The 24,966-nt window shown below is 37.5% G+C and carries 20 protein-coding genes; 13 read left to right on the top strand and 7 right to left on the bottom strand.

Annotated features, from left to right (window positions below; all coding sequences use genetic code 11):
• Positions 1–230: 230 nt before the first annotated feature.
• The 13 genes from IEV85_RS23245 to IEV85_RS23190 all read left to right on the top strand — a co-directional run bounded on the left by IEV85_RS23245 (position 231) and on the right by IEV85_RS23190 (position 11,842).
• A complete protein-coding gene (locus IEV85_RS23245) occupies positions 231–1,475 on the top strand; it encodes a hypothetical protein (RefSeq protein ID WP_188467672.1) in 1,245 nt (414 codons plus the stop codon).
• A 235-nt stretch (positions 1,476–1,710) separates the two neighbouring features.
• On the top strand, positions 1,711–2,370 hold the full coding sequence (locus tag IEV85_RS23240; protein WP_188467671.1) for a hypothetical protein: 660 nt from the start codon (positions 1,711–1,713) through the stop codon (positions 2,368–2,370).
• Positions 2,371–2,483: 113 nt separating this feature from the next.
• The gene (locus tag IEV85_RS23235; RefSeq protein WP_188467670.1) at positions 2,484–2,966 is read left to right on the top strand and encodes a hypothetical protein; all 483 of its coding nucleotides are present in this window, start codon (positions 2,484–2,486) and stop codon (positions 2,964–2,966) included.
• A 154-nt stretch (positions 2,967–3,120) separates the two neighbouring features.
• Positions 3,121–4,173, top strand: coding sequence for a serine hydrolase domain-containing protein (locus tag IEV85_RS23230; protein ID WP_188467669.1), 1,053 nt, complete (start codon positions 3,121–3,123; stop codon positions 4,171–4,173).
• Positions 4,174–4,416: 243 nt separating this feature from the next.
• Positions 4,417–4,806, top strand: a complete 390-nt coding sequence (locus tag IEV85_RS23225; RefSeq protein WP_188467668.1) for a DUF4288 domain-containing protein — start codon at positions 4,417–4,419, stop codon at positions 4,804–4,806.
• A gap of 193 nt (positions 4,807–4,999) precedes the next feature.
• Positions 5,000–6,250: a glycoside hydrolase family 43 protein gene (locus tag IEV85_RS23220; RefSeq protein WP_229712706.1), complete on the top strand. Its 1,251-nt coding sequence runs from the start codon at positions 5,000–5,002 to the stop codon at positions 6,248–6,250.
• The gene (locus tag IEV85_RS25270; protein ID WP_425562912.1) at positions 6,247–6,405 is read left to right on the top strand and encodes a carbohydrate-binding protein; all 159 of its coding nucleotides are present in this window, start codon (positions 6,247–6,249) and stop codon (positions 6,403–6,405) included. The genes IEV85_RS23220 and IEV85_RS25270 overlap by 4 nt, the downstream gene beginning before the upstream one ends.
• Before the next feature lie 197 nt (positions 6,406–6,602).
• The gene (locus IEV85_RS23215) at positions 6,603–7,025 is read left to right on the top strand and encodes a hypothetical protein (protein WP_188467667.1); all 423 of its coding nucleotides are present in this window, start codon (positions 6,603–6,605) and stop codon (positions 7,023–7,025) included.
• 157 nt (positions 7,026–7,182) lie between these two features.
• Positions 7,183–8,478, top strand: a complete 1,296-nt coding sequence (locus tag IEV85_RS23210; protein WP_188467666.1) for an APC family permease — start codon at positions 7,183–7,185, stop codon at positions 8,476–8,478.
• Positions 8,479–8,581: 103 nt separating this feature from the next.
• Positions 8,582–9,310: a hypothetical protein gene (locus IEV85_RS23205; protein WP_188467665.1), complete on the top strand. Its 729-nt coding sequence runs from the start codon at positions 8,582–8,584 to the stop codon at positions 9,308–9,310.
• Positions 9,311–9,523: 213 nt separating this feature from the next.
• A complete protein-coding gene (locus IEV85_RS23200) occupies positions 9,524–9,949 on the top strand; it encodes a hypothetical protein (RefSeq protein WP_188467664.1) in 426 nt (141 codons plus the stop codon).
• A 328-nt stretch (positions 9,950–10,277) separates the two neighbouring features.
• A complete protein-coding gene (locus tag IEV85_RS23195) occupies positions 10,278–10,877 on the top strand; it encodes a hypothetical protein (RefSeq protein WP_188467663.1) in 600 nt (199 codons plus the stop codon).
• Positions 10,878–11,095: 218 nt separating this feature from the next.
• Positions 11,096–11,842 carry a DUF4919 domain-containing protein gene (locus tag IEV85_RS23190; RefSeq protein ID WP_188467662.1) on the top strand — a complete coding sequence of 249 codons (747 nt, stop codon included), beginning with the start codon at positions 11,096–11,098 and terminating at the stop codon, positions 11,840–11,842.
• A 332-nt stretch (positions 11,843–12,174) separates the two neighbouring features.
• Here IEV85_RS23190 and IEV85_RS23185 read toward each other — a convergent pair whose 3' ends face one another.
• From IEV85_RS23185 to IEV85_RS23155, 7 genes are all read right to left on the bottom strand, one after another.
• On the bottom strand, positions 12,175–13,956 hold the full coding sequence (locus IEV85_RS23185) for a sodium:solute symporter family protein (protein ID WP_188467661.1): 1,782 nt from the start codon (positions 13,954–13,956) through the stop codon (positions 12,175–12,177).
• 11 nt (positions 13,957–13,967) lie between these two features.
• Positions 13,968–15,053 (bottom strand): acyltransferase family protein, encoded by a 1,086-nt coding sequence (locus tag IEV85_RS23180; RefSeq protein WP_188467660.1) that lies wholly within the window; start codon positions 15,051–15,053, stop codon positions 13,968–13,970.
• Between the two features lie 86 nt (positions 15,054–15,139).
• Positions 15,140–17,194, bottom strand: coding sequence for a beta-N-acetylhexosaminidase (locus tag IEV85_RS23175; protein ID WP_188467659.1), 2,055 nt, complete (start codon positions 17,192–17,194; stop codon positions 15,140–15,142).
• A gap of 10 nt (positions 17,195–17,204) precedes the next feature.
• Positions 17,205–19,151, bottom strand: a complete 1,947-nt coding sequence (nagB, locus tag IEV85_RS23170) for a glucosamine-6-phosphate deaminase (RefSeq protein WP_188467658.1) — start codon at positions 19,149–19,151, stop codon at positions 17,205–17,207.
• A gap of 61 nt (positions 19,152–19,212) precedes the next feature.
• The gene (locus tag IEV85_RS23165) at positions 19,213–20,181 is read right to left on the bottom strand and encodes an ROK family protein (protein ID WP_188467657.1); all 969 of its coding nucleotides are present in this window, start codon (positions 20,179–20,181) and stop codon (positions 19,213–19,215) included.
• 100 nt (positions 20,182–20,281) lie between these two features.
• Positions 20,282–21,856 (bottom strand): SusD/RagB family nutrient-binding outer membrane lipoprotein, encoded by a 1,575-nt coding sequence (locus IEV85_RS23160; protein WP_188467656.1) that lies wholly within the window; start codon positions 21,854–21,856, stop codon positions 20,282–20,284.
• Positions 21,857–21,875: 19 nt separating this feature from the next.
• A complete protein-coding gene (locus IEV85_RS23155; RefSeq protein WP_188467655.1) occupies positions 21,876–24,920 on the bottom strand; it encodes a SusC/RagA family TonB-linked outer membrane protein in 3,045 nt (1,014 codons plus the stop codon).
• Positions 24,921–24,966: the final 46 nt, after the last annotated feature.

The following is a 24,966-nucleotide window of genomic DNA, read 5'->3' as shown; positions in this document are numbered from 1 at the left end:
AAAAGTGGTACATTTATAATTCACAATGTGCTGTAATCAGTGTTCATGTAATACCTCTTAAATATTGAACCTCTCCATATAAGGGTTTTATGATACCTTTTATGCTAATGAGCGAAAGATTATAAAGTATGATAAAACCTAAACTCCTCATTAAAATATCATTAAGGCTGTTAAATTGCAAGTGTGTTATAAACGATTTGAATCAAATTACAGGAACTTAACCTTTAAAAATGAAATACTTCAAGTTCATTTTAATTGCATTTATTACGCTAATAATTCTTAGGATTAATCTGAAATTACATTCAGAAAACTATTCAAAGCAAGAAGTTGAAAACGACATAGTGCTGCAGCTAAACTTCCTGGAAGACGAGTTAAAAAGCCATGATCTTGCAGGTAGAATGCAACAAATCTTTCCGGAAGGAAATGTTTTTATCAATGCATTGTATGGACTTTCATGGTGCGAATTAGCTTTAGCCTCACCTGGTAATACCAAGTTAACTAATAAGGCTCTAAATGAAGCTTTATTTGCGTACAATAGCATAGATTCAGATAAAACCAGATTAACTTTTCCTAATTACCTAAACCCTGAAAATGGAATCTTTTATGATGGATGGCGAAACTACTTGTTGTCAAAAATACTCCTCCTCAAAACATCATTTGAGAATAAAGAAAAATATCTGGCTCAATATAAAACACAATCAAATTTAATTGCAACTGCACTGGAAGAATCAAAAACACCTTATCTTCAGTCATATGCTGGCCATTCCTGGCCAGCTGATATGTTTGTAGCTATGGCTTCTTTAAGTCATTATCAAAAAGTGTTTGATGAAACATACGCACCTCTTATAAAGAGATGGCTTACGGAAGTCAAAAATAATCTGGATACAAAAACCGGTTTGATACCTCACAAAGTTGATTTTCAATCTGCACATACTATTGAAGGCGCCAGAGGTTGTTCTATTGGGTTAATTCTTAGAATGTTAGGAGAGATAGATTATGGTTTTGCTGAGGATCAGTTTAAAATAGCAGATTCTCTTTTTATTGAAACAACTTTTGGGCTTCCATCTATGAGAGAGTATCCTGTTGGAGAATTCGGGCTAGGAGACATCGATTCCGGGCCGGTAATTTTTGGAGTGGGCTTTTCAGGCACTATTGTTATGATTGGTACTTTAGCCATGTACGGAGAGGCTAATTTAGCCGAGCAACAATACAAAACTATACATGCCTTCGGTTTTGATAAGGTTAGAAATGACCAGAAAAAATATCTATTTGGCATATTACCAATGGCTGATGCCTTCATTGCATGGGGAAGAGCAACAATGCTCAACTACTATCAAAACGTTAAACATAACAAAGGTTCTTGGTACTTTTCATTCCATTTATATTCACTTTTATTTTGCCTACTGATATGGTTACTCCTTTTTCGAAAGAGACTGGTACATTTCTATAAAACTGCTAACAAAGTTGGAAATTGATTAAAGTGATTCTTACGGGTAGCTAAGCTTTTCAGAGGATATTTATAACATAAAACTTATACTATCAAATCCTGTCCTCGATTGATCAAGAAAGAATGAGCAATGCATTTATAATGCTCAATAACTTTAAATTGCAAGCGCAAACTCACTCAATAAGTTTACAAGCCTCTACAGTAAAAAATTAGCAATTATTTTTATACTTTTAAACAGTTCGGTTTTAAGGGTAGCTTATAAGATGACAAACGAAGAAATACAATCAATAATGAATTCCACTTTTAGTGGCTTGGCAATTTTTTGTCGAGATTTAGCATTAGATGAGAATCTAATATCCAAATATGAAAAAGACCAAATTATAATGGAAAGAGGTTTTACAGATGTTAGTCATAGAATTGGTGGAATGGCTAAAAACTGTAGGTATTTAGTAGCTTCATCCAATGGAAAAGATGTCTCAATGTTAAGCCCTAATCCTGAATTTGGACACATAATGTTACAGTCTAATTCGTTCTTCAAGATTTTAGATATTCAAAAAGAAAATGGAAAAACTCAAATTTTACTTTTAAATATACCAGAAGAAGGTGTTCCTATTTTTTCTAAATCCAAAATCAATATTGAAGACCAGGTAATTGAAAGAGCAAAAGAAATTTTCAAAGAAAGTATTTCCTCTGCTCCTGTATCGGAATTACAATCTAATAATTGGATTGAAAGGACCTCATTTCCATTAGGAATGAACCAAGAAGGTGTTTTCTTCTTAGAAATGGTCAGTAATTCTTCTACTAACAATGATATTGTTATAAAAGAAGAACAAAAAAAAGATTCTTCTTTATCTAAGAAAGAAAAAATCGAAACTCATCAACCAATAAAGAAAAGTTTCTGGAACAAATTATTTGGAAAATAAAAAAAGTACCTACTACTGTATATGAAATCATAACTGCCTACATGCTAAACATCAACTTTGTACAACAATAAAATCCATATATTGAAATGAATATTTTGCTTTAACTTATCATTATGAACAATAAAACAAACTACTTTTTCCTACTCATTACATTTTTTATTTTTTCATGTAAGAATCAGAATAAAGAAAATGATTTGTCAAATTCCAATGAGAATGAAATCATTGAAGAGCAAAAAAATGAAACTAAGGAAGAAGCTCCTACCTTAAATAAGGTTGAAATAATTGAACAATTACAAGGAGAATGGAAAGAAAGTGCATATCCCTATCGAACAGCTGAATTTGTAAATTCAACTGTTAAGTTTATAGAAGAAGGTATTCCTAATGCACCAGAATTTGAGCCATTTGAACTTTCAAAAAATTGTCAATTTGATAATAGTAACATCAAGGATTTAGAAGCAAATGATATTATTTTAATCTTACCTGAAAATAAAAGATGTGAAAAATTATCTATTTCTGAAGACACATTAATCCTATATGGATATTCAACTAACACCAAGGATAATTATGAGATTTTATATCTTAGGGAAAAAAAATAGAATACTTTTCGTACAAGCGTAATGCGAGCAAGCTAAAATTGAGCATTCTCTCTACTAAGATGCTTTGCGGCCGACTGACAATGGGTTGCTCCACAACCTCGCACTACGTTTATATTTGAAAGTTAGCATCATTTATCGAAACCAAATTAAATGCATGAAATTAACTATTTTCGGACTTATATTACTTATACTAATAGGATCTTGTAAAACTTCAAAAAAAACAGATGAGCAAATTACCAATAGCATATCAAATCAGGTTGACTCAATTGCAAAATATACTGATTTCAACGGAGTAATTCTTATTGCCAAAGATTCAGTTGTTAAATACAAAAAAGCACTCGGCTATTCCGACATAAAAAACTTAACAAAACTAAATGTATCTGATCAATTTTACATTGGCTCAATAAGTAAACAAATAACTACCGTATTGGTTTTGAGAGAATATGAAAAAGGAAATATTAACTTGTCTGACCAAATACATAAATATCTTCCTGAAATAAAACAAGATTGGGCTAAAGAAGTCACAATACATCATTTATTAAGCCATACTCATGGAATTGTTGAAATAGATGAACCATTGGAATTTGAAGTCGGGACAAAATTTCACTACTCTCAAATAGGATTTGGAATACTAGCACAAATACTTGAAAAAATAAAAAACGAATCCTTTAAAAATATATCTACTGATTTGTTCACACAATATCAATTAAAAAATACTTACCACCCTGATAATAAAAAGTATTTACATTTAGTAAATGGATATGAAGAAGATGAAACAGGAGAGCTAATAATTGCAGCTGGTAATCCTGTTAAATATGTTGCAGCTGGTGGTTTTATCTCAAATGCAGAGGACTTATTAAAATGGAACAATCTATTATATTCCGGAAAATTAGTTAAGCCACGCACTTTAAAACTAATGGAAACTCGATATGAAACCAGAATACACCCTATATTCGATAAAATTGAATATGGATATGGACTACTATTTAAAGATGGTGAACAACAAATTCAAATAGGAGCTTTTGGTTATGTGCCGGGTTTTCCAACCGCAAATTATTACTACCCGCAAACTGATCTGAATTTAATTATACTGGAAAATGTGGGCGCAAATTTAGATGATTTTAAGATGACATTTAAAACTCATACAGAGTTGATGAATTTAATAAAAAAGCAAACACCTAATGGTGGCTTCCGGGAAAAGTTATAAGAACACTCACCAATCATAAAAGCAATTCCTCCCCTCCTCGATTGATTAAGAAAGATTGAGCTGTGCATTTATAATGCAAAATATCTTCAATTCAAGCGCAAACTCTCTCAATACATTGAAAATCCTCAATAGTAAAAAATTAGGATTTTATGAAAGAAGGGAGTATGTTCAGAGAATAAAATATAAGTGGAATAAAACATACTATGGTTATTTTATTCGGATGTAGCCCATTAAAAATCAATTATGCTTTACGGAATAAAAAATGTCTTTCAGTTTAGTATTGAAGGTGCACCTGATAATTCACTTGTTGATTCAAATTATAAGAAGAATTATCAAGCATTTGAAGAAAGTATAATGCTTGTGACAGCTGATTCGTTTGATGATGCTTATGAAGTAGCTAAAAAGAAGGCAAGAGAGGCGGAGGATACTTATGTGAATATTTACGGGCAGACTGTTTTAATTAAATTTATTGATTCAGTTGACTGTTATTCAATAAGTGAAAGTGAGTTAGAAAATGGGATGGAGGTTTATTCAAATATCATAGAAACAGATACATTGACTAGTCCTAAAAAATATATTGAGGATAATTTCAGAATTGACAATTCAAAGAAACACATGTTACTTTATCGATGATTAATGTTACAAGAAAAACAGAATAAAATGAGCTACAACTCGGTTTAACTAGCCATAATTCAAGACTGCTTCTTTACAGTAATTACACTTATCGCTGTAGCAACGTTGACTCACCCGAAAAAAGGGTGTTATTACCTGGAGGACTTGGAATTCGGAGAAGTCATATTAAGTCTTAAGAATTAAATGAGCACAAATGGACAGTATAAAAAAATACAATATGATGAACAAAAAAATTTATGCAACCATCATTTTCGTGATGGCGCTGACAATAGATTATTATGCCGATGCACAAAACACAGTGCCACAGCAACTTCCCATCATCCAGACGAAATACACCGCTGACCCAGCTCCTATGGTACATAATGACACCGTATTCCTTTACACCAGCCACGATGAAGATGACGCAATGGGCTTCAAAATGAAGGACTGGTTACTTTATTCTTCAACAGACATGGTCAACTGGACTGAACACGGCATAGTGGCATCATTAGATAATTTCGATTGGGTACCGTATGACAATGGGGCATGGGCAGTGCAATGCATTGAGCGTAATGGAAAATTTTACCTTTATTGCCCGATGCCCGGAGGAGTTGGTATTGGGGTATTGGTGGCCGATAGTCCCTACGGACCTTTCAAAGACCCTATTGGCAAACCTCTTGTTAAAAACAGTAACCACGACATTGACCCTACCATCTTGATTGATGATGACGGACAGGCTTATATGTACTGGGGCAACCCAAAAGTATATTACGTAAAGCTGAACGAGGATATGGTCTCGTATTCAGGCGAGATTATGCAGGAACCTACCACCCCCGATAATTACCAGGAAGGACCATGGGTGTGGAAACGTAAAAATCATTATTATATGGCCTATGCCTCCACATGTTGCCCCGAAGGCATTGGGTATGCTATGAGCAACTCCCCTACTGGACCCTGGGAATACAAAGGCATGATTGTGGACGCCTCAGAAAAGACCAGGGGCAATCACCCGGGCATTATTGAATACAAGGGAAAATCGTATGTATTCGGGCATAGTTCCGACCTGCTAAAAAAAACAACGCCCAAATTCTACGAGCGTAGGTCGGTTGATATGGATGAAATGCAATACAATCCAGACGGTACCATCCGGAACCGGGAATACTGGTCGGTGAAAGGGCCCGAACAAGTAGGAACCTTGAATCCGTTCATGCGAGTTCAAGCCGAAACCATGGCCTGGAGCGAAGGGGTAAAAACCCGGTCTGAAACAGAGTGGGAAGGTGATTTCGATTGGGACAGGGGTAAAAAAATCGCGGATCGTTTATTTGTTACTGCCATCAATCATGGTGATTACATTAAAGTGGAGGGAGTTGATTTTGCAGATGGTGCAGAAATGGTGGAAGTGAGTGTTTCCCCTTTTATGGCGGCAAGATTGAAATACGAACCGATAAAATTGACGGGCCGGTGATTGCCACAGTGGAGATAAATACCACAACTGAAGAAGGTATATGGAGTACGTTTAAATCACCGGTAACCGGAAAGATTAAAGGAGTTCATAGTCTGTACTTTATCTTCAGAGGAGAAAAAGATTTATTTTATTTTGACTGGTGGAAATTTAAGTAATTAAACCATTTTTAGGAGTACAAAAACATGAATGCAGTTAGAAAATAAAACGCAACAGTCAACAATGTATGTAAAATCAGGTATGATAGTACTGAATTTAGTGACTGTAGCCTGCTTCAACTTTGTAAAGGTTTTATTATTTTGCTGCCTGCAATCACCTACTTTGCATATATCAAAAGTTGGGCATTACTTAAAAAATGAAAAGACAGATTGAAGTAAGGTGGGTAATATTTCTTTTCACGATACTTATTGCAGCATTTGGACTGTTGACTGGTTTTGCTTTTGGTGACACTTTTAACATTCAATTACACGATACCTATTATGTCATCGAGAGTTTATATTTACTGGTAATCTTGATTATAACCTTGTCAATAGCCTACTTACTTACATTAGGGTTGAAAAGACTGGCACTACTTAATCGGATATTAAAAACCACCTCAATTATAATAATTGCACTGATAGGACTTAGTTTATTTGGACTTTTGGCGCTTATCATTGGAACGTTTGCAATGTCACCAGCATTTGGACAAAGTTTATCTAGCTATGGGATAACTATTTTAGTTCTCGGAATGACAATATTATTTATGATGCGGACAAAAGAAATATGGAGAAAAAATTAAAAGCTGGTGTCACCTCCGCTATAGCTAATGTAGGTTGGCTGTATAAAAATGAAGATATTGCAACTAAATAACATTCGGTCTGGCGGGCAAATATTCGGTTTTAAAAACCGCACTTGCCTTAGCCAGGGCTATTGAGCACAATTAAAGAACATTATTGATGAATAAAAAAATCGGACTAAAAGATGCTATTTCTATTGGAATTGGAGGAATGGTAGGAGGTGGAATTTTTGCTGTACTCGGGCTGGCCGTTTCATTGGCAAAAGGTGGAACACCAGCCGCATTTTCATTCGCTGGTTTAATAGCCCTGTTAACCGCGTACTCTTATGCCAAACTTTCTAAAAAATATCCGAAGGATGGTGGTACTGTTGAATTTGTGAACAGCCAATTTGGTGAAGGAATATTCTCTGGAGCAATTAACAATCTTCTCTGGCTAAGCTACATCGTTATGCTGGCACTTTATGCTTCAGCATTCGGTTCCTATGGAGCTGAATTATTTTCCATAACTGGTTCGAAAAATATCGATATCCATATTTACCAAACGAGTATTCTTATTCTCGCCTTGTTAATTAATTATTTGAGCGTAAAATTAGTAAGTGGTATCGAGTCTGTTTCGGTAACCATTAAATTATTAATTTTAGTAGCATTCATTGGCGTGGGCTTTTATGGACTTTGGAACAACCCTGAAAACTTGAGCCAACTATCTCCTGAAAATTGGGAAAACCCTTTACTCATACTTTCTGGGGGAATGGTGATTTTTGTGGCTTACGAAGGCTTTGAACTAATTGCAAACTCTATTTCTGATTTAAAAGATAAAGAAAAGAATACCGAAAAGGCATATTTTGGTGCTGTTGGTTTTGTCATTGTCCTTTATATTTTAATTGCTATTGTTACCGTTGGTGCCTTACCTTTCAAACAAATAGCCAATGCTCAAGATTATGTTTTGGCCAAAGCGGCAGAACCTACCCTAGGACAAATTGGCTTTACAATAATTACCATTACCGCTTTAATTTCTACCTTTTCAGCAATTAATGCCACTGTACTGGGTAGTGGCCGTGTGAATTATGATATTGCCGAAGACAATGAATTACCAAAATACTTCTGCCTCATATTTTGGGGGAAACCAATTGGTTTTCTTGTAACAGCGATACTGTCTATCGCGTTAGTCAACTTTTTTAATTTACAGAGTATATCTACCGCAGGAAGTGCCGGGTTCTTATTGATCTTTGCCATAGTCAATTACATTGGGTATAAAAAGTACAAAGAATTAAACTCAAAAAAATGGGCCCACATCTTAGCAGCTGTTTTATGTTTATTAGCTTTTATAACGCTGCTGATTCAACAATTTGGTAATAACCCGGTTGGGGTGTTGATTTCTATTGGAATTATCCTGCTTTGCTTTTTACTTGAATTTGTGTATAAAAAAACTGTGCTTAACGATGTGAAAAAGCAATAGCTGAACCAATAGTAAATTAAGGGATTTTAGCCGACTTCAATTTTTTTGTAACCTGACAAGTGGGCTTCTATTCTTAAACTAAATGTTGTGCATTATTTAAACCATGAGAAAACTAATTATTATAATAGCCGCTATTACCATTCTTTCTAATTGTAATAATCCTAACCCAAAAAAGATCAATCATGAAATTAAGATTGACACAGTAGCTACTGAGGATGATAGAATGGAAGACTCAACTAAAGTTCTTGTTTCAGAACTACCAATTAAATTTGATAGCACTAATGTTCTGCTACATACGATTGGGTTAGTGGAACTAAATAAGAGAGGTGATTATAGTAAGTACTCTTCAGCTTCATATAGCAATTCCGGTATTGGAAACAGTTATTTTAATTCAGATAATTTTAGCGGAGAATTCATAAACATCATTTTTGAAGATGAATCAGGAAAAAGACTATTATCAAAAAATAAAATAACTATTAAGAAAGGCATATTTCTAAGGGAAATATTTGAAAAAACTAAGTCAGGTTATATTCTCTATTCTGTCTATGATAGGGATACTAATGGTGACAATAAATTAGATAGTGATGATATCGAATCGCTTTACATTAGTATGCTTAACGGATCTGATTTTACGAAGATTACCAAAGAGCTGCATGAATTGTATGATTACCGGTTAATCAAAGGTGAAAACAAACTATATTATAGAACTTTAGAAGATGTAGATAAAGACGGGAAATTAACTTCAAATGATCAATTCCATTACTATTTCCTTGCATTTAGAAAAGATGGCTATTCAAACAATGAATATTATCCTTTAGAAGTGTTTAAGTAATAATGCGCACCATATCCATTAGAATAATCCAGTATGCGAACCTTTAACTATCTAATCATTTTATCAATAATCTTTTTCTCGTTTGATAGACAACGGGCTACAAACAATGAGATAGAAAACACATTCAGTAAAAACCAAATTAGCGACCTAATTAAAATTGTAGATTTTTTCAGAAGCGAAATGTGTAACTCAAGAACAAGTTTCTCGGAGTGCATGGAGTCCTCAATTAGAGACTTAGGCGAATATGGCATTCAACCAATATTAAAAAATATCAATTTTGACAATCAGCAATTACTTTATAGACAACTAGAGTCTAACATTTTTGGTGAGATTTGGTCTTATTGTAAAACAATTTACCCTCAAAATGATAAAACATACAAGTCTATTTGCTTTAACCACAAAGGACTATACAATCAATATCTAAATAAAGTAGGTCAATCTAATCCTATAATTAAAGCATATCACCAGGATTTAATTAATGCAGGTGACTTTACAGGAATAGTAAGAATAGAAAATGAAATCTATCATCGTACTGGTAGAATTAACTTAGAAGATCCAAACATTCAACTCATTTTAGCTATTGAGTATTTAAGCGAGAATGACAGTGAGAAGCGAAGAGAACCATGGCTGGATAAATAGATTAGCGATAATTGAGTAGACGGCCATGAGCCGTAAGCTAACGATTCGTTCCCACACCACTGTTCAAATGGTTACCCCATTCCTCAATAGTAAGAAGAAAGAAAAAGCAGTACATCTATAATGCACAATATCTTCAATTTAAACTCACTCTAGAAATTGACAATCCTCTACAGTAAAAAATTAGGGTTTGAGGAAGGAAGAGCGTATGTTCAGAGAATAAAATAAATACGGCTCAATAAGCGTGTAAAGTGGTTTGTTTCTTGATAAATAAGATATTGCAGATATAATAAAAACTTTTACAATACTATGTATTTGTTAGATGTGTTTAATGAAAAAACTAAAAACTATATTTCCACTTTTAGCTCTCTATCTTTTGGGATGCTCTCAAAAAGAGTCTTTAACTGTTGTAAGTTGGAAGACATTTTCAACACCTTATGACACTTTGTTATCTGTCGATACTATTGGAAATAGCCAGTATAATTTCGAAAGACTAGAATTTATTTTATTGGCAGACTCACTTTTAAAAGCTACTACAGAAGAAGAGAAGCTTTCAGACACATTATTCGAAATTTCAAACTATGAAATTGGAGTTTCAAAAAAAGCATATTATAAAAATCAAGATTTTATAATGTGCAATCTCTATCATCCTGAATGGCATACAAACCACAGATTCATCTTTAACGGAAAAAATGGTGTTGTGGGCTTTTTTCCATCGCATTCAGGAAAAAAGTATTATTTATCGTATAGGCTAGAAGAATCAGACACCACTTTCCGATTAACACGTGAACTTTTAACTTTTTTTCGACAAGATACAATTCTAAATCCGCTCCCCCCTCCAATGCCTAAGAATATCCCTATTATTGAAGCTTTTGATGAAGTCGAAATAAATCAAAGCTTATTAAAAGTTAAGAAAGATGGAGCTGATTAGCAAACAAAGAAAATAGGTGCACTATCACACCACCTTTTAATGAAAGGGGGTTATCATGCAGGATATTTCGGAGGTATTTGGAAAGTCAGCCACAATGTGTAAATTAAATTAATGATTGGCGATTTAGACAGAGCAAAGTTAGTGCTACTGCTTGCCTTAAGACAGATTCTAATTCCCTTAGCTAGACCTTATCAAACATTTAAACACAAATACAATATATGAAACAAATGCTTTTGACATTTATTTTCGTGATTATTTTCAATCCATTATATGGACAGGAAAGTTTCGATTATCATAAAGATTTTAATAAAATTTTAGAGCTAAGTCAAGACAGTTTAAGCACTTTCTATTATCCAATGCTACTTGACAGATTTAATAAAAATGACAGCACTCTAACTGATTTAGACTTAATAGCTTTGCAAATAGGATTCACTACGAATAAGCATTACGAACCATATCAGACTATTGATACGGAGGAAGAAATTATGAATCTGATAAATCAAAAAAAATACGATGCTGCCATTTTAATGAGTAATGAATTTCTTAAAACAAATCCAGTCAATTTTACAGCATTAATGGAAAAAGGATTTGCATATATGCTATTACAAAATGATAGCGCACTTTTTTATAAGGATAAATTCATGATGATTCTAAATTCAGTGATGGCAAGTGGAAATGGGACTATTGACAACCCCTTCTTTGTTCTTAGTCCAAGGGATGGTCAGACATTGATTACTCATATTTTTGGAGGTTCGATTGGTATGATGGGTTCAGGTGATGACCCTAATGGATACTTTGTTGATATTTTAGAAATGAAAAAAGAGGGTAAAGAACCTGTGAAATTATATTTCAATATTAATCATGCAATAGAAAAGATGTTTAGTGAAGAGGATATGAGAAATATTGAAGAAGCATTAAAAGACACTGATAAGAAAGAAAGTAAGAAGAAAAAGAAGAAGAAATAAAACGGTGAATAATCGAGTAACAAGCTCCCTCACCTCCCATATTGGTCGAGAAGATTTGCACCGTCCATTTACATTACATAAAATCTTTTCAAGCGCAAACTCGCTCTATAAATTAAAAACCCTAAAGACTGAAAAATTAGGATTTGAGGAAAGAAGGGAGTATGTTCAGTAAATAAAATAAAAGCTGAATAAAACACATTAAGGTTCCTCTCCTACTCGATTGTATCGAGGAGGAACGAGCCGTGCATTTACAATGCACAACATCTTCAATTCAAGTTCAACCAAAAAAACCTACCCTTGAGAAATAAACCAGTATTTAACCCTCTCACCCATTAAGAAGACAACCTTTTCCACATGTACATTAACCAGGCAAAACCAGCAGCAGAAACGAGTGAAATGCCTGCTCCTAATGCCAGGCGACCGTAAATAAAGTAGCCAGTAGCAAATAAGGCTGCGAATACAGCAACAGTACCAATAAATACGCTCAGAATTTCTAAACTCAGCTTTTCCTTTACCGGCTCCAATACTATATTTTTAGCTTTAGCTGATGTTAACACCTTTTTCCAGCCCGGTCCTCCCGGCCTCACTTTCTTATAAAATTCAATCAACTGGTCTTCATCCGTTTCGCGGGTCATAAAAGTGACAATCACCCAAACTATGGTAGTGAGTATTACTCCAAAAAGTAACTTCTGGTAACCTTCTAAAGGGCTAAGGCCCACTGCTTCATGAATAAATTCAAAGTAAATGGCGACCAGGAAAGAAACGATCATCCCGGAAATCTCAGTCCACGCATTAATACGCCACCAGAACCATCTCAATATAAAAATGAGTCCTGTACCAGCCCCAATGGTCATTAATATCCTAAATGCCTGAATAGCATTTTCCAGGTACAAAGCTAAAATAGCGGAAAACACCATTAATACTACCGTAGAAATACGGCCCACATTCACTAAAGTCTTATCTGAGCTATTGGGATTGACAAACCTTTTATAAAAGTCATTTACAACGTACGATGACCCCCAGTTGAGATGAGTAGAAATCGTGCTCATAAATGCAGCAATCAAAGAAGCGATGACTACGCCCAGCAAACCATGAGGCAAATAAGTAAGCATGGCAGGATAAGCCAGGTCATGCTTAATAATCTCCGGTGCTACATTGGGAAACGCCATTTGTATAGACTCTAGCGTAGGGAATACAATAATAGAAGCTAGCGCGATTAAGATCCATGGCCATGGTCTTAAGGCATAGTGAGCCACGTTAAAAAACAGAGTTGCACCTATTGCGTTTTTTTCATCTTTCGCAGAAAGCATACGCTGAGCGATATAACCGCCTCCACCGGGCTCAGCACCAGGATACCAAACGCTCCACCACTGCACAGCTAATGGAATAATGAATAAAGGCACAAGGGTTTCTGTTTTAGTGAAATCAGGAAGCATGTCCAATTTCGGGATCACGTCCTTGTTGCTAAGCATAGCCTCCAAACCACCAACTTCCGGTAAGTTAATGATCACATAAGAAGCATACACAGAACCTATCATGGCTATTACAAACTGCACAAAATCAGTAATTAACACCCCTTTTAAGCCTCCTAATGAACTGTAAATAACGGTTACTACTGAAGCGATTAAAAGCGTTTGTACAGGACTTAAGTCTAATAGTACTCCCCCTATTTTTATAGCTGCCAGACACACGGTAGCCATAATCATAATATTAAAAAATACGCCCAGGTAGATGGAGCGAAATCCTCTTAAAAATGCTGCTGTTTTGCCACTGTAGCGCAATTCATAAAACTCTAAGTCCGTAAGCACTTCAGAGCGCCTCCATAGTTTCGAGTAAACGAATACAGTGAGCATTCCTGTAAGCAAAAAGGCCCACCATTCCCAGTTACCGGAAACACCATTTTGCCTTACTATATCTGTAACCAGATTGGGTGTATCTGCAGAAAATGTGGTAGCCACCATTGAAACACCCAGGAGCCACCAGGGCATATCTCTGCCTGAGAGAAAAAATTCAGACACACTTGAACTTGCCTGCCTGGAAACCCATATTCCTATTACCAGCGATATAACGAAAAAGGCTATAATCGATAGCCAGTCAATAGTTTCTAATACCATTCAATATAATTTTAAACCTTTATGATAATTCTTTTTCTATATAAAACCCAAACAGGAATAAGCATGATTGCGGTAAATAATAAAGCCCATATCAGGGAGCTAAGGTAATCATTACCTGTAATAGCCACTAATGCATGATAGACCCGATTTTGTAATGTTACACCTAATACCCATTGTAATAATACAGATAAAATGTAAGCAAAAATAGCATTGGTTCCGAAAGCCTCGAAAGGCTTCCAAAAGATAGACCGATTTTTCCGTATATCCAGCAACCAGTACAGCATGGCAAATAAATTAAGCGCTATACCGGTGGTAAATACCACGTAAGAACTGGTCCATAAACTTTTATTGATGGGAAAAGATAAGTCCCATAAAAGCCCTAGCACTATATAGATATTACCTGCGAAAAATAGCCACAATAACATTTCTTTTTTGTCCTGCTTATACCTGATCCATTGGCCTGCCAATATACCGAAAAGGCCTGAAGCAATAGCTGGCAAAGTACTTAATATACCTTCCGGATCCCATGTTTCGGTAGAAGCCCACATATGTCCCTTTAGCAGTAATTCATCTACAAAAGCCGCAAGATTTCTGCCCGGCTCTAACATCCCGATGCCCACTCCGGGAACAGACACCAGCATCATTAAAGCCCAGTAAACTAATAAGAGCATGCTTGCTACTACAACTTGTGTTTTCCAGTTAGTTTTAAGATAAAAAACAGAACCTATAAAGAATACTATAGCGATACGCTGCAATACCCCGGGAATCCGCAGCGACTCTAAATGGAACTCAGGAAAAGCATTTAAAAACAAGCCTATTAGAAATAAGGTGCCGCTTCTTTTAAGTAGATGCCAAAGTGTTGTATTGTGTCTGGAAACATCTTCCTTCGCGTTTTTAAGTGCTAAACTTATGGCTACCCCTACAATAAAAAGGAAAAATGGAAAAACAAGATCTGTTGGTGTACAACCGTTCCACTCTGCATGTTTAAAAGGCATATAAATAGCCTCCCACGATCCCGGATCATTCACTATGATCATGCCTACTATTGTAATACCTCTAAATACATCAAGAGATAATAATCGATCACTTTTACTCAACAGATTGTGTGTTTACTGAAATTAATAATATTGCAGTTTTCATCCTGCTGTAGCTCCCTATTAATATGACTTTTCCTTTGTACCAACTACTCTAAATATTGCCGCTTATTTTTTATAATTTTTTCTATACTATTTACCACCTGTAGCTCTGTTCTTCCACCCTGCTGTCTGCTTTCTTTTAAAATCGCTACCGCATTATTATACCATTTAACTTTTTCCCGTTCACTCATTTTGTCCACTTTACCACTCAGTGCATCCAAAGCTGCCATTGAGATTCTTGACAGATTCAAAGAAAGGTCTTTCACCTCCAGCAATACCGGATTTGCTTTTATGACAGGCAGTAGCCGTTCATGGTTCTGATGCCATTGATGCAAATAAGCCTCTATCTGTTCTGAAGATTCGCCTTTTGTGGTAAGGTATTTTTCTACCATTTGATTAAATACAAGTGCATCTGGTGCGTCAGCGATACATGCATCAGCAAACAGCGTATAGGGAGAGTAAGTAGCATATAAAGTACCTTCAGGGTTTCTGGTGTACCCTTTCATTGGCTCGCAAACATCCGCTAATACCTTTAAAGAGGAAATATCCCGCCCATTTACCAGGTTTCTCAGAATAACATCCCTGTTTCTGATATGTGTTAACCCTTCTCTTTCCAGTTTCAGACTGATACCATTTAATCGGACATACATATCTTCCACGTCCTGTACTTCAGCAGAAGACCATAAGCGTTCTGCTACAACAGCCGTTCTTGGCCATATGCGAGAATCAATGGTTAAAGGTGTAACCAGCTCTGTCCACATAGTGGCTTCACCACCCAATATGTTTTTCTTCTCCTTGTCCGAAAGTGTGGAGGAAGCAGGTATAGGATCATTTAAATAATGTTGCGCTGCCGGATACATCAAGTCAATATAATACCCGTTTGAAAGAATAGCCTTGTGGCCTGCTTTGGCAGCTTCCGCTAATCCTTCCTGGCCCCTCCAAGAATGAATAAGGGCAGAAGTAGGCAGAGAAGGCTGCAAAATCTCATCCCACCCCATCATTTTTTTACCTTCACGCTGCAAAACAGTCAATAGCTTTCTATTAAAATATGATTGCAACTCATGATTGGATTTCAATCCCTTCTCCTTCATAAACTGTTGAATCTCCTCATTGGCATCCCAGTGATGTCCTTCATTTTCATCTCCTCCAATATGAAAATACTCATCCGGAAAAAGTGCAGCCATCTCGGTAAACAGCTTATCCAACATAGTATATGTATCTTCATTGGTAGGATCCAGCGTAGGATCAAATATTCCTGCATGGCGCTGCAACGAGTATGGCCCCGGTGCGCTGCCTAAAGCAGGGAAAGCCACTAAAAAGCTAGAGGCATGTCCCGGCACATCAAACTCCGGCATTACACGAATACCCCGATCATTAGCATATTGTATGATCTCCCGAATCTCATCCTGCGTAAAAAATTCACCGTCTGAAGCTTTAGCAGTCAACTCAGGAAACACCTTACTTTCCACTCGGAAACCATGATCATCTACCAAATGTAAATGCAGTACATTCAATTTCACCATCGCCATACCATCAATGTTTCTTTTGATGACATCCATAGGCTGAAAATGACGGGAAACATCTATCATCAGTCCTCTCCAGGGAAAACGGGGACTATCCGTTATCTCCATTTCCGGAAAGTAATAACCTTCTCCATCACTTTGCACTAGCTGAAGCAAGGTCTCCAAACCCCTAAGTGCACCTATATCGGTTGGCGCTTTAAGTTGTATAGCATCCTTGGATACGGTCAGCTCATAAGATTCATCCATGCCCAGCTTTACTGCTGCATTTTCTGCTGCCTGAATCGAAAAATTCGCCTGTCCTTTCGACTGAGGTGTTACCATATGCTGCGTAAAAAATAAGCCTGTTCTACTGTCCAGCCTGCGCATAAATCTGGTGGCAGCCTGAAACAAACGAGGATGCGCCTCAGCATTTACATAAATGGAAAAATCTTTGTTAAGCCTGAATTTCCCTGTCCCTTCAGTGATCTCCTGAGGATAAGGCATAAGTGCCTGGTTCTCTTTATCAGTTTTCTGTGCCCATAACAAAACACTACTACCAAATAATAAAGCGACACTCAATAAAAAACCTTTTATACTCATTAGACGAAGATTAAAATTTATACCTCTTAAAACCCTCAATAGCTTCATACTCAGGTAAACCTAACATATCATATATTTTGGCTGTTGCATGGTTTCTGTCTTCCGCTCTCATCCAAAACTCCCTGGGGTCTGCTCCGGGGAAAAGCGCTGTATCTTTTTGGGACTGATGTTTAAAAACAGCTTTCCTTTTCCTGATGAGTTCTTCAGGACTTACAGGAACTGCCATTTCAATGTCATTCACATCCCATTCCTGCCAGGCGCCTCTGTAAAGCCATACCCAACAATCTTTCATCCATTCCTCCTCTTTCAGTCGATCAATGGCCTGGAATATAGCATTGAGACATACCCGATGCGTTCCGTGCGGATCAGAAAGGTCTCCGGCAGCATAAATTTGATGTGGCTTAACTTCTCTCAGCAAATCCATGATGATTTGAATATCCTCCTCACCTAATGGCTTCTTCTTCACAAGTCCTGTTTCATAAAATGGCATGTCCAGAAAATGTGCTTTGTCATCTGGTAAGCCTACGTACCTGCATCCTGCTTTTGCTTCTCCTCTTCTAATCAATCCTTTGATAGATTGTACTAAAGGACTATCCACATCGCCCGGCTTTTTATTTTTAATACTGTCCACAATCTTTTTATAGATGCTTTCTCCTTTTTCGCTATTGTTATACACAGAATTAAAATCCTGAAAAAAGTCAGCAAAACGCACCACATCTTCGTCAAAAACGGCAATATTACCCGAGGTCTGGTAGGCTACATTCACATCATGCCCCTGATCCACTAAGCGGATGAAGGTTCCTCCCATAGATATCACATCATCATCCGGATGGGGACTGAATATAACGACACGTTTTTTTTCAGGCGTTGCCCTTTCAGGCCTGTAGGTATCATCAGCATGAGGTTTTCCTCCCGGCCAGCCTGTAATAGTATGCTGCAGCTCATTGAAAATCTGAATATTAATATTGTAAGCAGGTCCATGCTCAGCTACCAGGTCACTCATTCCATGATCATTATAATCCCTGTCTGTAAGCTTTAAAATAGGCTTTTCTAATTTCATACTAAGCCAGATCACTGCTTTTTTGGCCAGGTAATTCTCCCACTTGCATGTTTGCACCAGCCAGGGTGTTTTTACTCTTGTCAGCTCAGCAGCAGCAGCTTCGTCCAGCACTATGGTGGCGTTTGTATGCTTTTGAAGGTAGGTAGCCGGTACAGAATCCGACACCTCTCCTTCCACTGTTCTGTGAATGATTTGAGCCTTCCCTTCGCCCCAGGCCATCAATATAAGGCGTTTTGCCTGCATAATGGTGCCTACTCCCATAGTGATAGCTCTGCGAGGTACATTCTCTTCTCCAAAGAAATCACTGGCAGCATCAAGCCGGGTAATATGATCCAGGCTGATCATACGCGTTTTGGAATTAATATGGGAACCCGGCTCATTAAAACCAATATGTCCGGTTCTGCCTATACCTAATACCTGTAAATCAATACCTCCTAATGCCTTAATCTTTTTCTCGTATTCCTGGCAAAATGATTCTACCAACTCATAAGGCAAAGTACCATCCGGAATATGGATATTCTCTTTCTTAATATCCACATGGTCAAAAAGATATTCGTTCATAAACCTCACATAACTTTGTAAGGAATCCGGCTCCATAGGAAAGTACTCATCCAAATTAAAAGTAACTACATTTTTAAAGCTTAGCCCTTCTTCTTTATGCATTCGCACCAGCTCGTTGTAGACAGAAGTTGGGGAAGACCCTGTAGCAAGTCCTAACACACACATTTCTCCTTTCTCTTCCTTTTCTTGTATGAGATTAGCTATCTCCATTGCTACAGAATTAGAAGCCTCTGATGAACTGTCAAACACTTCTGAGTGAATCTTTTCAAATTTAGTTTTCTCGTTTGCGCCTACCGGCTGATGCGCAATACTTCTATAGGTTTCTAAAGTTTTCATAATCTTTGGTCTTTAATCAAGAGCATACCCGTGCCCTTTTATATGCTTATTATTTTTATATCTAATTAACTATTTTCAATTCTTCTTCCAGATGCCTCCATATTAAGGCACCTGCGCCTAGCACGGCTAATTCATCATCTTTAAAAGCAGACTTCATTAATTTTATGGGATGATCATACGTTTTATAGATGTACTTTTTAATACTGGATAAGGTAGGGGCGTATAACAATTGACAATTGGCTATTCCTCCCGCCAGTATGATTGCCTCAGGGTTGTACATAGCTACCATATCCGATAGCTTATACCCCAGAATGTCTGCTGTTTTCTCTATCACTTTTAAGGCTAAAGCATCTCCCTGCTCTGCCAGTCGATCTATAGCAGCAGGTGTCAGCTCTTCCTGCATCATATTTCTCATCAGGCTGTCATTTTTATATTTGGACATCACTTTATGGGCTGTTCTTACCATCCCATTGGCAGAAACGTAGGCTTCCAGACAGCCGCGTTTGCCGCAATTGCATTCTCTTCCTTTTCTCTTCACAGTAGTGTGACCCAGCTCTCCTGCCAGATCAGACTCACCATGCTGCAAGCAGCCATTCACAAAAATGCCACAGCCAAGCCCGGTGCCCAATGTTACTGACAGGAAGTTTTTAAGCCTACTTGCATGGCCAAATTCCTTCTCTCCCAGAGCGGCCAGATTGGCATCATTGGTGATCCTCACATTCACCTGAAAACGCTCCTGCAGAAAAGTTTGGATCTCTACAGGTTTATCCCAGCTTAAGTTAGCTGCTCCATTGATAATACCTGTAAAGTAATTGGCTTTCGGGGCTCCCAATCCTATACCGACAAGTTCAGTATAGTCTCCCACTTCCAACAACTGTGAAATTTCCTTTTTCAACTGATCCAAAAAAAGTATAGACGAAGGGTAGTGCCTGGTAGAGAACCTGCTTTTGCTTAACAGCCTGCCCTCTCTTGTCACTAAGCCTAATTTTGTACCCGTTCCGCCAATATCGATGCCTATGGCAACCTGCATATGTTTGTTTTATCAATACTTCAGAAAGCCGACTGAACAATAACCTAAACTAATTATTCAGCCTGACTTAATGACTACAAGAAATTGTTCCTACTATTCCTTATTCTGCTACATCCCACCATACTGGTTGAGCTGCATTGTCATTCCCTCCGAAGTAGGAGGAGATGGCTGCATCATATTGTGTAGGGGAAGGGTTTTTAAAACTTGTAGGAATAGGTAGTCTTTTAATAAATTGCCCCGATGAAATTGCTGTATTCAAATTGGATGGAATAGTTTTTAATTTAGGATAACCTGTTCTTCTAAATTCCGCCCATGCTTCAGCTCCATCAGGATAGAGGGCCAGCCATTTCTGCGTGATTATTTTCTCCAATTGCTCTTCTTGTCCTACTGCATCCTCCCACTGAGGGGTAACATCTGTTGTAGCCTGGAAGCTAAATTTTTCGTTTTTAGGATCAATATAGTCCATTGGGGTAGAAGAGCTTTGAAGGTAGTCTTCTACCCCACTTACTCCATGCTGCTGAAAAGATGCTGTTACGCCCGCCTCGTACAAGCTTTTGGGGTCACCACCCATATTCCATCCTTTCAAGGCCCCTTCTGCTTTAAGGAAATAACTTTCAGCAACTGTAAAAAGAACCATCGGTGCATTTTTCTCAAAGTTCGGCTTCGAATAAGCAGTATACACACCTGCATCAAATAAAGCCCCCTGGCGGATACCTTTGTAATCATAGCCTTCAGCTATTACTGCAGGGTCTTCCGTCTTAGTGAAATATTTAGGAAGTCTTGGATCTTCATATCCTGCTAAAAATGACTCCATATCAGCTCCCATTTGAATATCTCCCCAGCCAGCGATAGTATTTAACGGGTGAACATAGTTAGCTGTGCTTATAGAGAAATTTCCAACGCTTTCATCAATCACTCCATATTCATTATTTACTGCTTCTTCTGCAATGGCTTTTGCTTTTTCCGGAGCCGCGTTGGACATCCTTATAGCCAGGCGTAGCTTGATAGAATTTGCCAGTTTGATGAAAGCGAGGTAATTACTGTTATATGATGACACATCACTGGATATCCGGTTAGCTAAATCCTCTCTTGCATTTCCTTCCATATAAAGTGATAAAGTGTCCACCACGGAAGTCATTTCATTCACCATTGCAGTATAAATTTCATCCAGGTTGTCCCACTTTACATTGATACCGGATCCGTAATCAGTATAAGGAAATGTCCCGAAAGCATCCACCATAGGCAGGGCTGCCAGCACTTTTAGCTCTAATCCATAAGCATAATAGTCAGGGTATGTAGGTAGCGCATCTCTTTTGAGTTGATTGACCTGCTGCAGTGTTTTATCTGCCACGGAATACACAAAATTATTCCATCCATCATTCATTAAATAATGTGCGTTGTGGCCTCCCCCTCCAAATGGATTAGCCGACATCATGTATCCGGAGAAATGATCAGCATTTAAATTCTGCTCTACCTGATAAGTCCAGCTAGTGGTAAGCTCATTAATGTTAAATTGTGCAGTATTGATTAATCCGCGTATCGCAACGGCATCCCCGTTAGCCAATTCTTCATTAAAGGCTTTATCGTTCTGTTGCATATCTTCCATCATATCATCACACCCGAACAATACAGTGCATATGACAGCTATTATTGTATAAAATTTAATTCTATTCATGATTTTCGACTGTTTAATATTAGAAAGTAGCGTTAAGACTAAAACCATAAGACCTGGTAGAAGGTATCAAAAATGTATTCAATCCCTGAAGTTGATTTCCTGATCCTGCAGAAATCTCAGGATCAAACGGGGCATCATTTTTAAAGAAAAACAGATTTCTTCCAATGGCAGAGAGTGTTAATTTCTTAATGGCTCCTCCCAGCAGGTTGGACGGCAATGTATATCCTAATGCAATTTCCCTCAATCTAATATTAGTAGCATCATACAGATATTCCGAAACTGGTGCATCATCACCCCCTACAATTTTGTAATAAGTTGCTGCATCCACTGTTTCATTACCAATTTTCACTCCTCCGGCATTTCTGGCATCTGCCGTTTTTTGCGTTCTACCAATTTGATCTAAATAAGCCTCTGTTTGGGATACTACTTCCCCGCCAAATTTACCATCTATTAAAAATTTGAAATTCCAGTTTTTATAGGAGAATGCATTCTGCCAGCCCATTTGCCAATCAGGATTAGGGTTGCCCATATACACAAGATCTGCTGTTTTTTCTACCGTTATTTCCTCATTTCCTTCAGCATCTGTTGTTCTGGTTACTATAGGGTTACCATTCTCATCACGCACATAATCCTTTCCATAGAAATCTCCGTAAGATCCACCCTGAGACACCCTGATTTCAATCAGTTTAGTATCAATATATCTTGTTACAATAAACTTATTATCTTCCAACAATGAGGAAATCTCCAGTACTTCATTGTTATTGGTAGCAAAATTTACCGAAGTGGTATATCTCAATCCACCAGTATTAAGTACATCATACCCCAAAACCGCTTCAATACCCCTGTTTCTCACCACTCCGCCATTGATATATAGGGATTGTACATTACTACCTGAAGGAGCAGCAACGCTGAAAAACTGATCTTCAATTCTATTATTATACCAGGTGAGGTCTAAATTTAGTTTGGTTTCAAAAAAGCTTATCTTGGCACCTAACTCGGTAGATTTATTTCTTTCAGGAATAAGATAGGAACCCGGGATGGGGGAGCTTAAAGGGGCTCCAAATGTTCCTGCATTGATAGGCCTTGGCGCGGTAAAAGCAACACCAAAAGGGAGCGCATTACCGACTTCGCTGTACGATCCCCGCAACTTGGCAAAACTCAGAAAACTACTTTGTCCTATGAGTTCTGTCAGAACAAAGGTAAGCCCGGCAGAAGGATATAAGAAATCATTATTATCAACCTCTAAAGTAGAGGACCATTCATTTCTTAAGGTAAAATCTGCATATAGCATTCGGTTATATCCTAAAGTGGCTGTCACAAATGCCGCTTGAAGCAGCGTTTCTCCTGCTCCTTCATTAGCCACATAACCATCCGTTAAATTTTGTATTGAAAACAGGTTAGGAACATATAATTCAGAATTATTTCCTATGGATGATATCTTTAAACTATCCAGGTGGTTATAGGTATTGCTAAAGCCGATGGTGCTGTTGAGATCAAACTTATCGGATAGTTCTTTATCGAAGGTTAATAAAACATCACTGTACAATTGGCTGGAAGTCTGGCTGCGGGTCAGATAATCACCTGTTGCGCCTACAGCAATGGTGGACGACCCTGCATATAATCTTTGCTCATATTTATCATCCACTCTGTCAAGGTTAACACGTCCCATCACCTTAAGTCCATCTATTATGGGCACAGTAACGGCCAGTTTATAGATACCTCTATTTCTCCAGCTATCATTAGGTTGCCTGTTAACAATCCAATAAGGGCTGTCAGAAATGTATCGCTGGTTTATCATGGCATAAGGATAGTTCTGAACATATAAGTTCCGACTGGCATCATATACCTCATAATTATTTTTGTAATAATTAAAACGCTCCGTTGACTCCGGAAATGTGTAGGTGGTTAATACAGGGTTATTATAGAATCCCGGCTGAGGTGTATTTTTGATTTTTTGATTTAAAAAGTTCGCACTGGCATCAACAGTTACGTTATTAAATACCGTCCCTTTTAATCTGGCCATGAAGTTATTCTTATCCATAGAGTTCTCCGGAACTATACCTTTTGCATCCGTACGGGCAAATGAAACATAATATTGGCCGGCATCATTTCCACTGCTCGCAGACACGCTGTTTATAAATAAAGAACCCGTAGTAAAAAAATCGTCTACATGATCCTTGCTAGCTGTGCCATTTTTGGGACCCCAGGTATCTAAAGATTCGCCCGGAGCAGTTTGGCCATATTCACTTTGCAAATCCGGGGTTAATAAAGGACTTTCAAAGGTTACGGAGGATGAAAAATTCACCTGACTCACTCCTTTTTTTCCGTTTTTTGTGGTGATAAGAATCACTCCGTTAGCAGCCTGACTGCCATACAGCGCAGCAGCCGAAGCTCCTTTTAGCACATTAACACTTTCAATATCCTCAGGGTTAAGGTTGGCAATAGCATCGCCATTATCAACTGCTCCATACAAGCCACCAGCACTTCCTAAATTGTTGCTATTCATCGGAATACCATCAATTACATACAATGGCTGATTAGCTCCGCTTATTGACTTATTGCCCCGAAGTAAAACCCTTGATGAGGCACCGACACCGCCTGAAGTTCTTGTGATGTTAAGGCCAGCCGTTTTACCAGCGAGGCTATTGATCATGTTCTGCTCCTTTACAGTAGTCAACTCATCTCCTGAAAGCTGTTGCGTAGAGTAAGTAAGGCCTCTCTCTTCTTTTTCAATGCCGAGGGCGGTTACTACTACTTCACCTAACTGCATTACATCTTGCTGCAGCGCTACATTAAGAGTGGATTGATTGGCTACTTTTACCTGCTGCGTTTTGTAACCAATAAATGAAAATACTAATACAGCATCTTCTGATGGCGCCTCAATGGTGTATTCACCATTTAAACCAGTGGTAGTACCGGAATCAGTTCCATTTACCAGTATATTTACTCCCGGAATGGGAGTATTCTCAACCGCATCTGTAACTGTACCGGACACCTTAATTTGAGCCTTTACGCCTGATACAAGCAGTGTAACGAAAAGACATGTTAGTAAAACATTTTTCATAGATAAAAAGGTTGGTTTAGACTTCCAATTTGAGCATGAAAAAAAT

This window comes from Marivirga lumbricoides (assembly GCF_014636295.1).
Classification (GTDB): domain Bacteria; phylum Bacteroidota; class Bacteroidia; order Cytophagales; family Cyclobacteriaceae; genus Marivirga; species Marivirga lumbricoides.
The sequence above is the reverse complement of the archived record's forward strand: the minus strand, read 5'-3'. Positions and strand labels throughout refer to the sequence as shown.

Coding starts and splice junctions, on each gene's coding strand:
- IEV85_RS23245 (WP_188467672.1), top strand. CDS start 231: ATGAAATACTTCAAGTTCATTTTAATTGCATTTATTACGCTAATAATT.
- IEV85_RS23240 (WP_188467671.1), top strand. CDS start 1,711: ATGACAAACGAAGAAATACAATCAATAATGAATTCCACTTTTAGTGGC.
- IEV85_RS23235 (WP_188467670.1), top strand. CDS start 2,484: ATGAACAATAAAACAAACTACTTTTTCCTACTCATTACATTTTTTATT.
- IEV85_RS23230 (WP_188467669.1), top strand. CDS start 3,121: ATGAAATTAACTATTTTCGGACTTATATTACTTATACTAATAGGATCT.
- IEV85_RS23225 (WP_188467668.1), top strand. CDS start 4,417: ATGCTTTACGGAATAAAAAATGTCTTTCAGTTTAGTATTGAAGGTGCA.
- IEV85_RS23220 (WP_229712706.1), top strand. CDS start 5,000: ATGGACAGTATAAAAAAATACAATATGATGAACAAAAAAATTTATGCA.
- IEV85_RS23215 (WP_188467667.1), top strand. CDS start 6,603: ATGAAAAGACAGATTGAAGTAAGGTGGGTAATATTTCTTTTCACGATA.
- IEV85_RS23210 (WP_188467666.1), top strand. CDS start 7,183: ATGAATAAAAAAATCGGACTAAAAGATGCTATTTCTATTGGAATTGGA.
- IEV85_RS23205 (WP_188467665.1), top strand. CDS start 8,582: ATGAGAAAACTAATTATTATAATAGCCGCTATTACCATTCTTTCTAAT.
- IEV85_RS23200 (WP_188467664.1), top strand. CDS start 9,524: ATGGAGTCCTCAATTAGAGACTTAGGCGAATATGGCATTCAACCAATA.
- IEV85_RS23195 (WP_188467663.1), top strand. CDS start 10,278: ATGAAAAAACTAAAAACTATATTTCCACTTTTAGCTCTCTATCTTTTG.
- IEV85_RS23190 (WP_188467662.1), top strand. CDS start 11,096: ATGAAACAAATGCTTTTGACATTTATTTTCGTGATTATTTTCAATCCA.
- IEV85_RS23185 (WP_188467661.1), bottom strand. CDS start 13,956: ATGGTATTAGAAACTATTGACTGGCTATCGATTATAGCCTTTTTCGTT.
- IEV85_RS23175 (WP_188467659.1), bottom strand. CDS start 17,194: ATGAGTATAAAAGGTTTTTTATTGAGTGTCGCTTTATTATTTGGTAGT.
- nagB (WP_188467658.1), bottom strand. CDS start 19,151: ATGAAAACTTTAGAAACCTATAGAAGTATTGCGCATCAGCCGGTAGGC.
- IEV85_RS23165 (WP_188467657.1), bottom strand. CDS start 20,181: ATGCAGGTTGCCATAGGCATCGATATTGGCGGAACGGGTACAAAATTA.
- IEV85_RS23160 (WP_188467656.1), bottom strand. CDS start 21,856: ATGAATAGAATTAAATTTTATACAATAATAGCTGTCATATGCACTGTA.
- IEV85_RS23155 (WP_188467655.1), bottom strand. CDS start 24,920: ATGAAAAATGTTTTACTAACATGTCTTTTCGTTACACTGCTTGTATCA.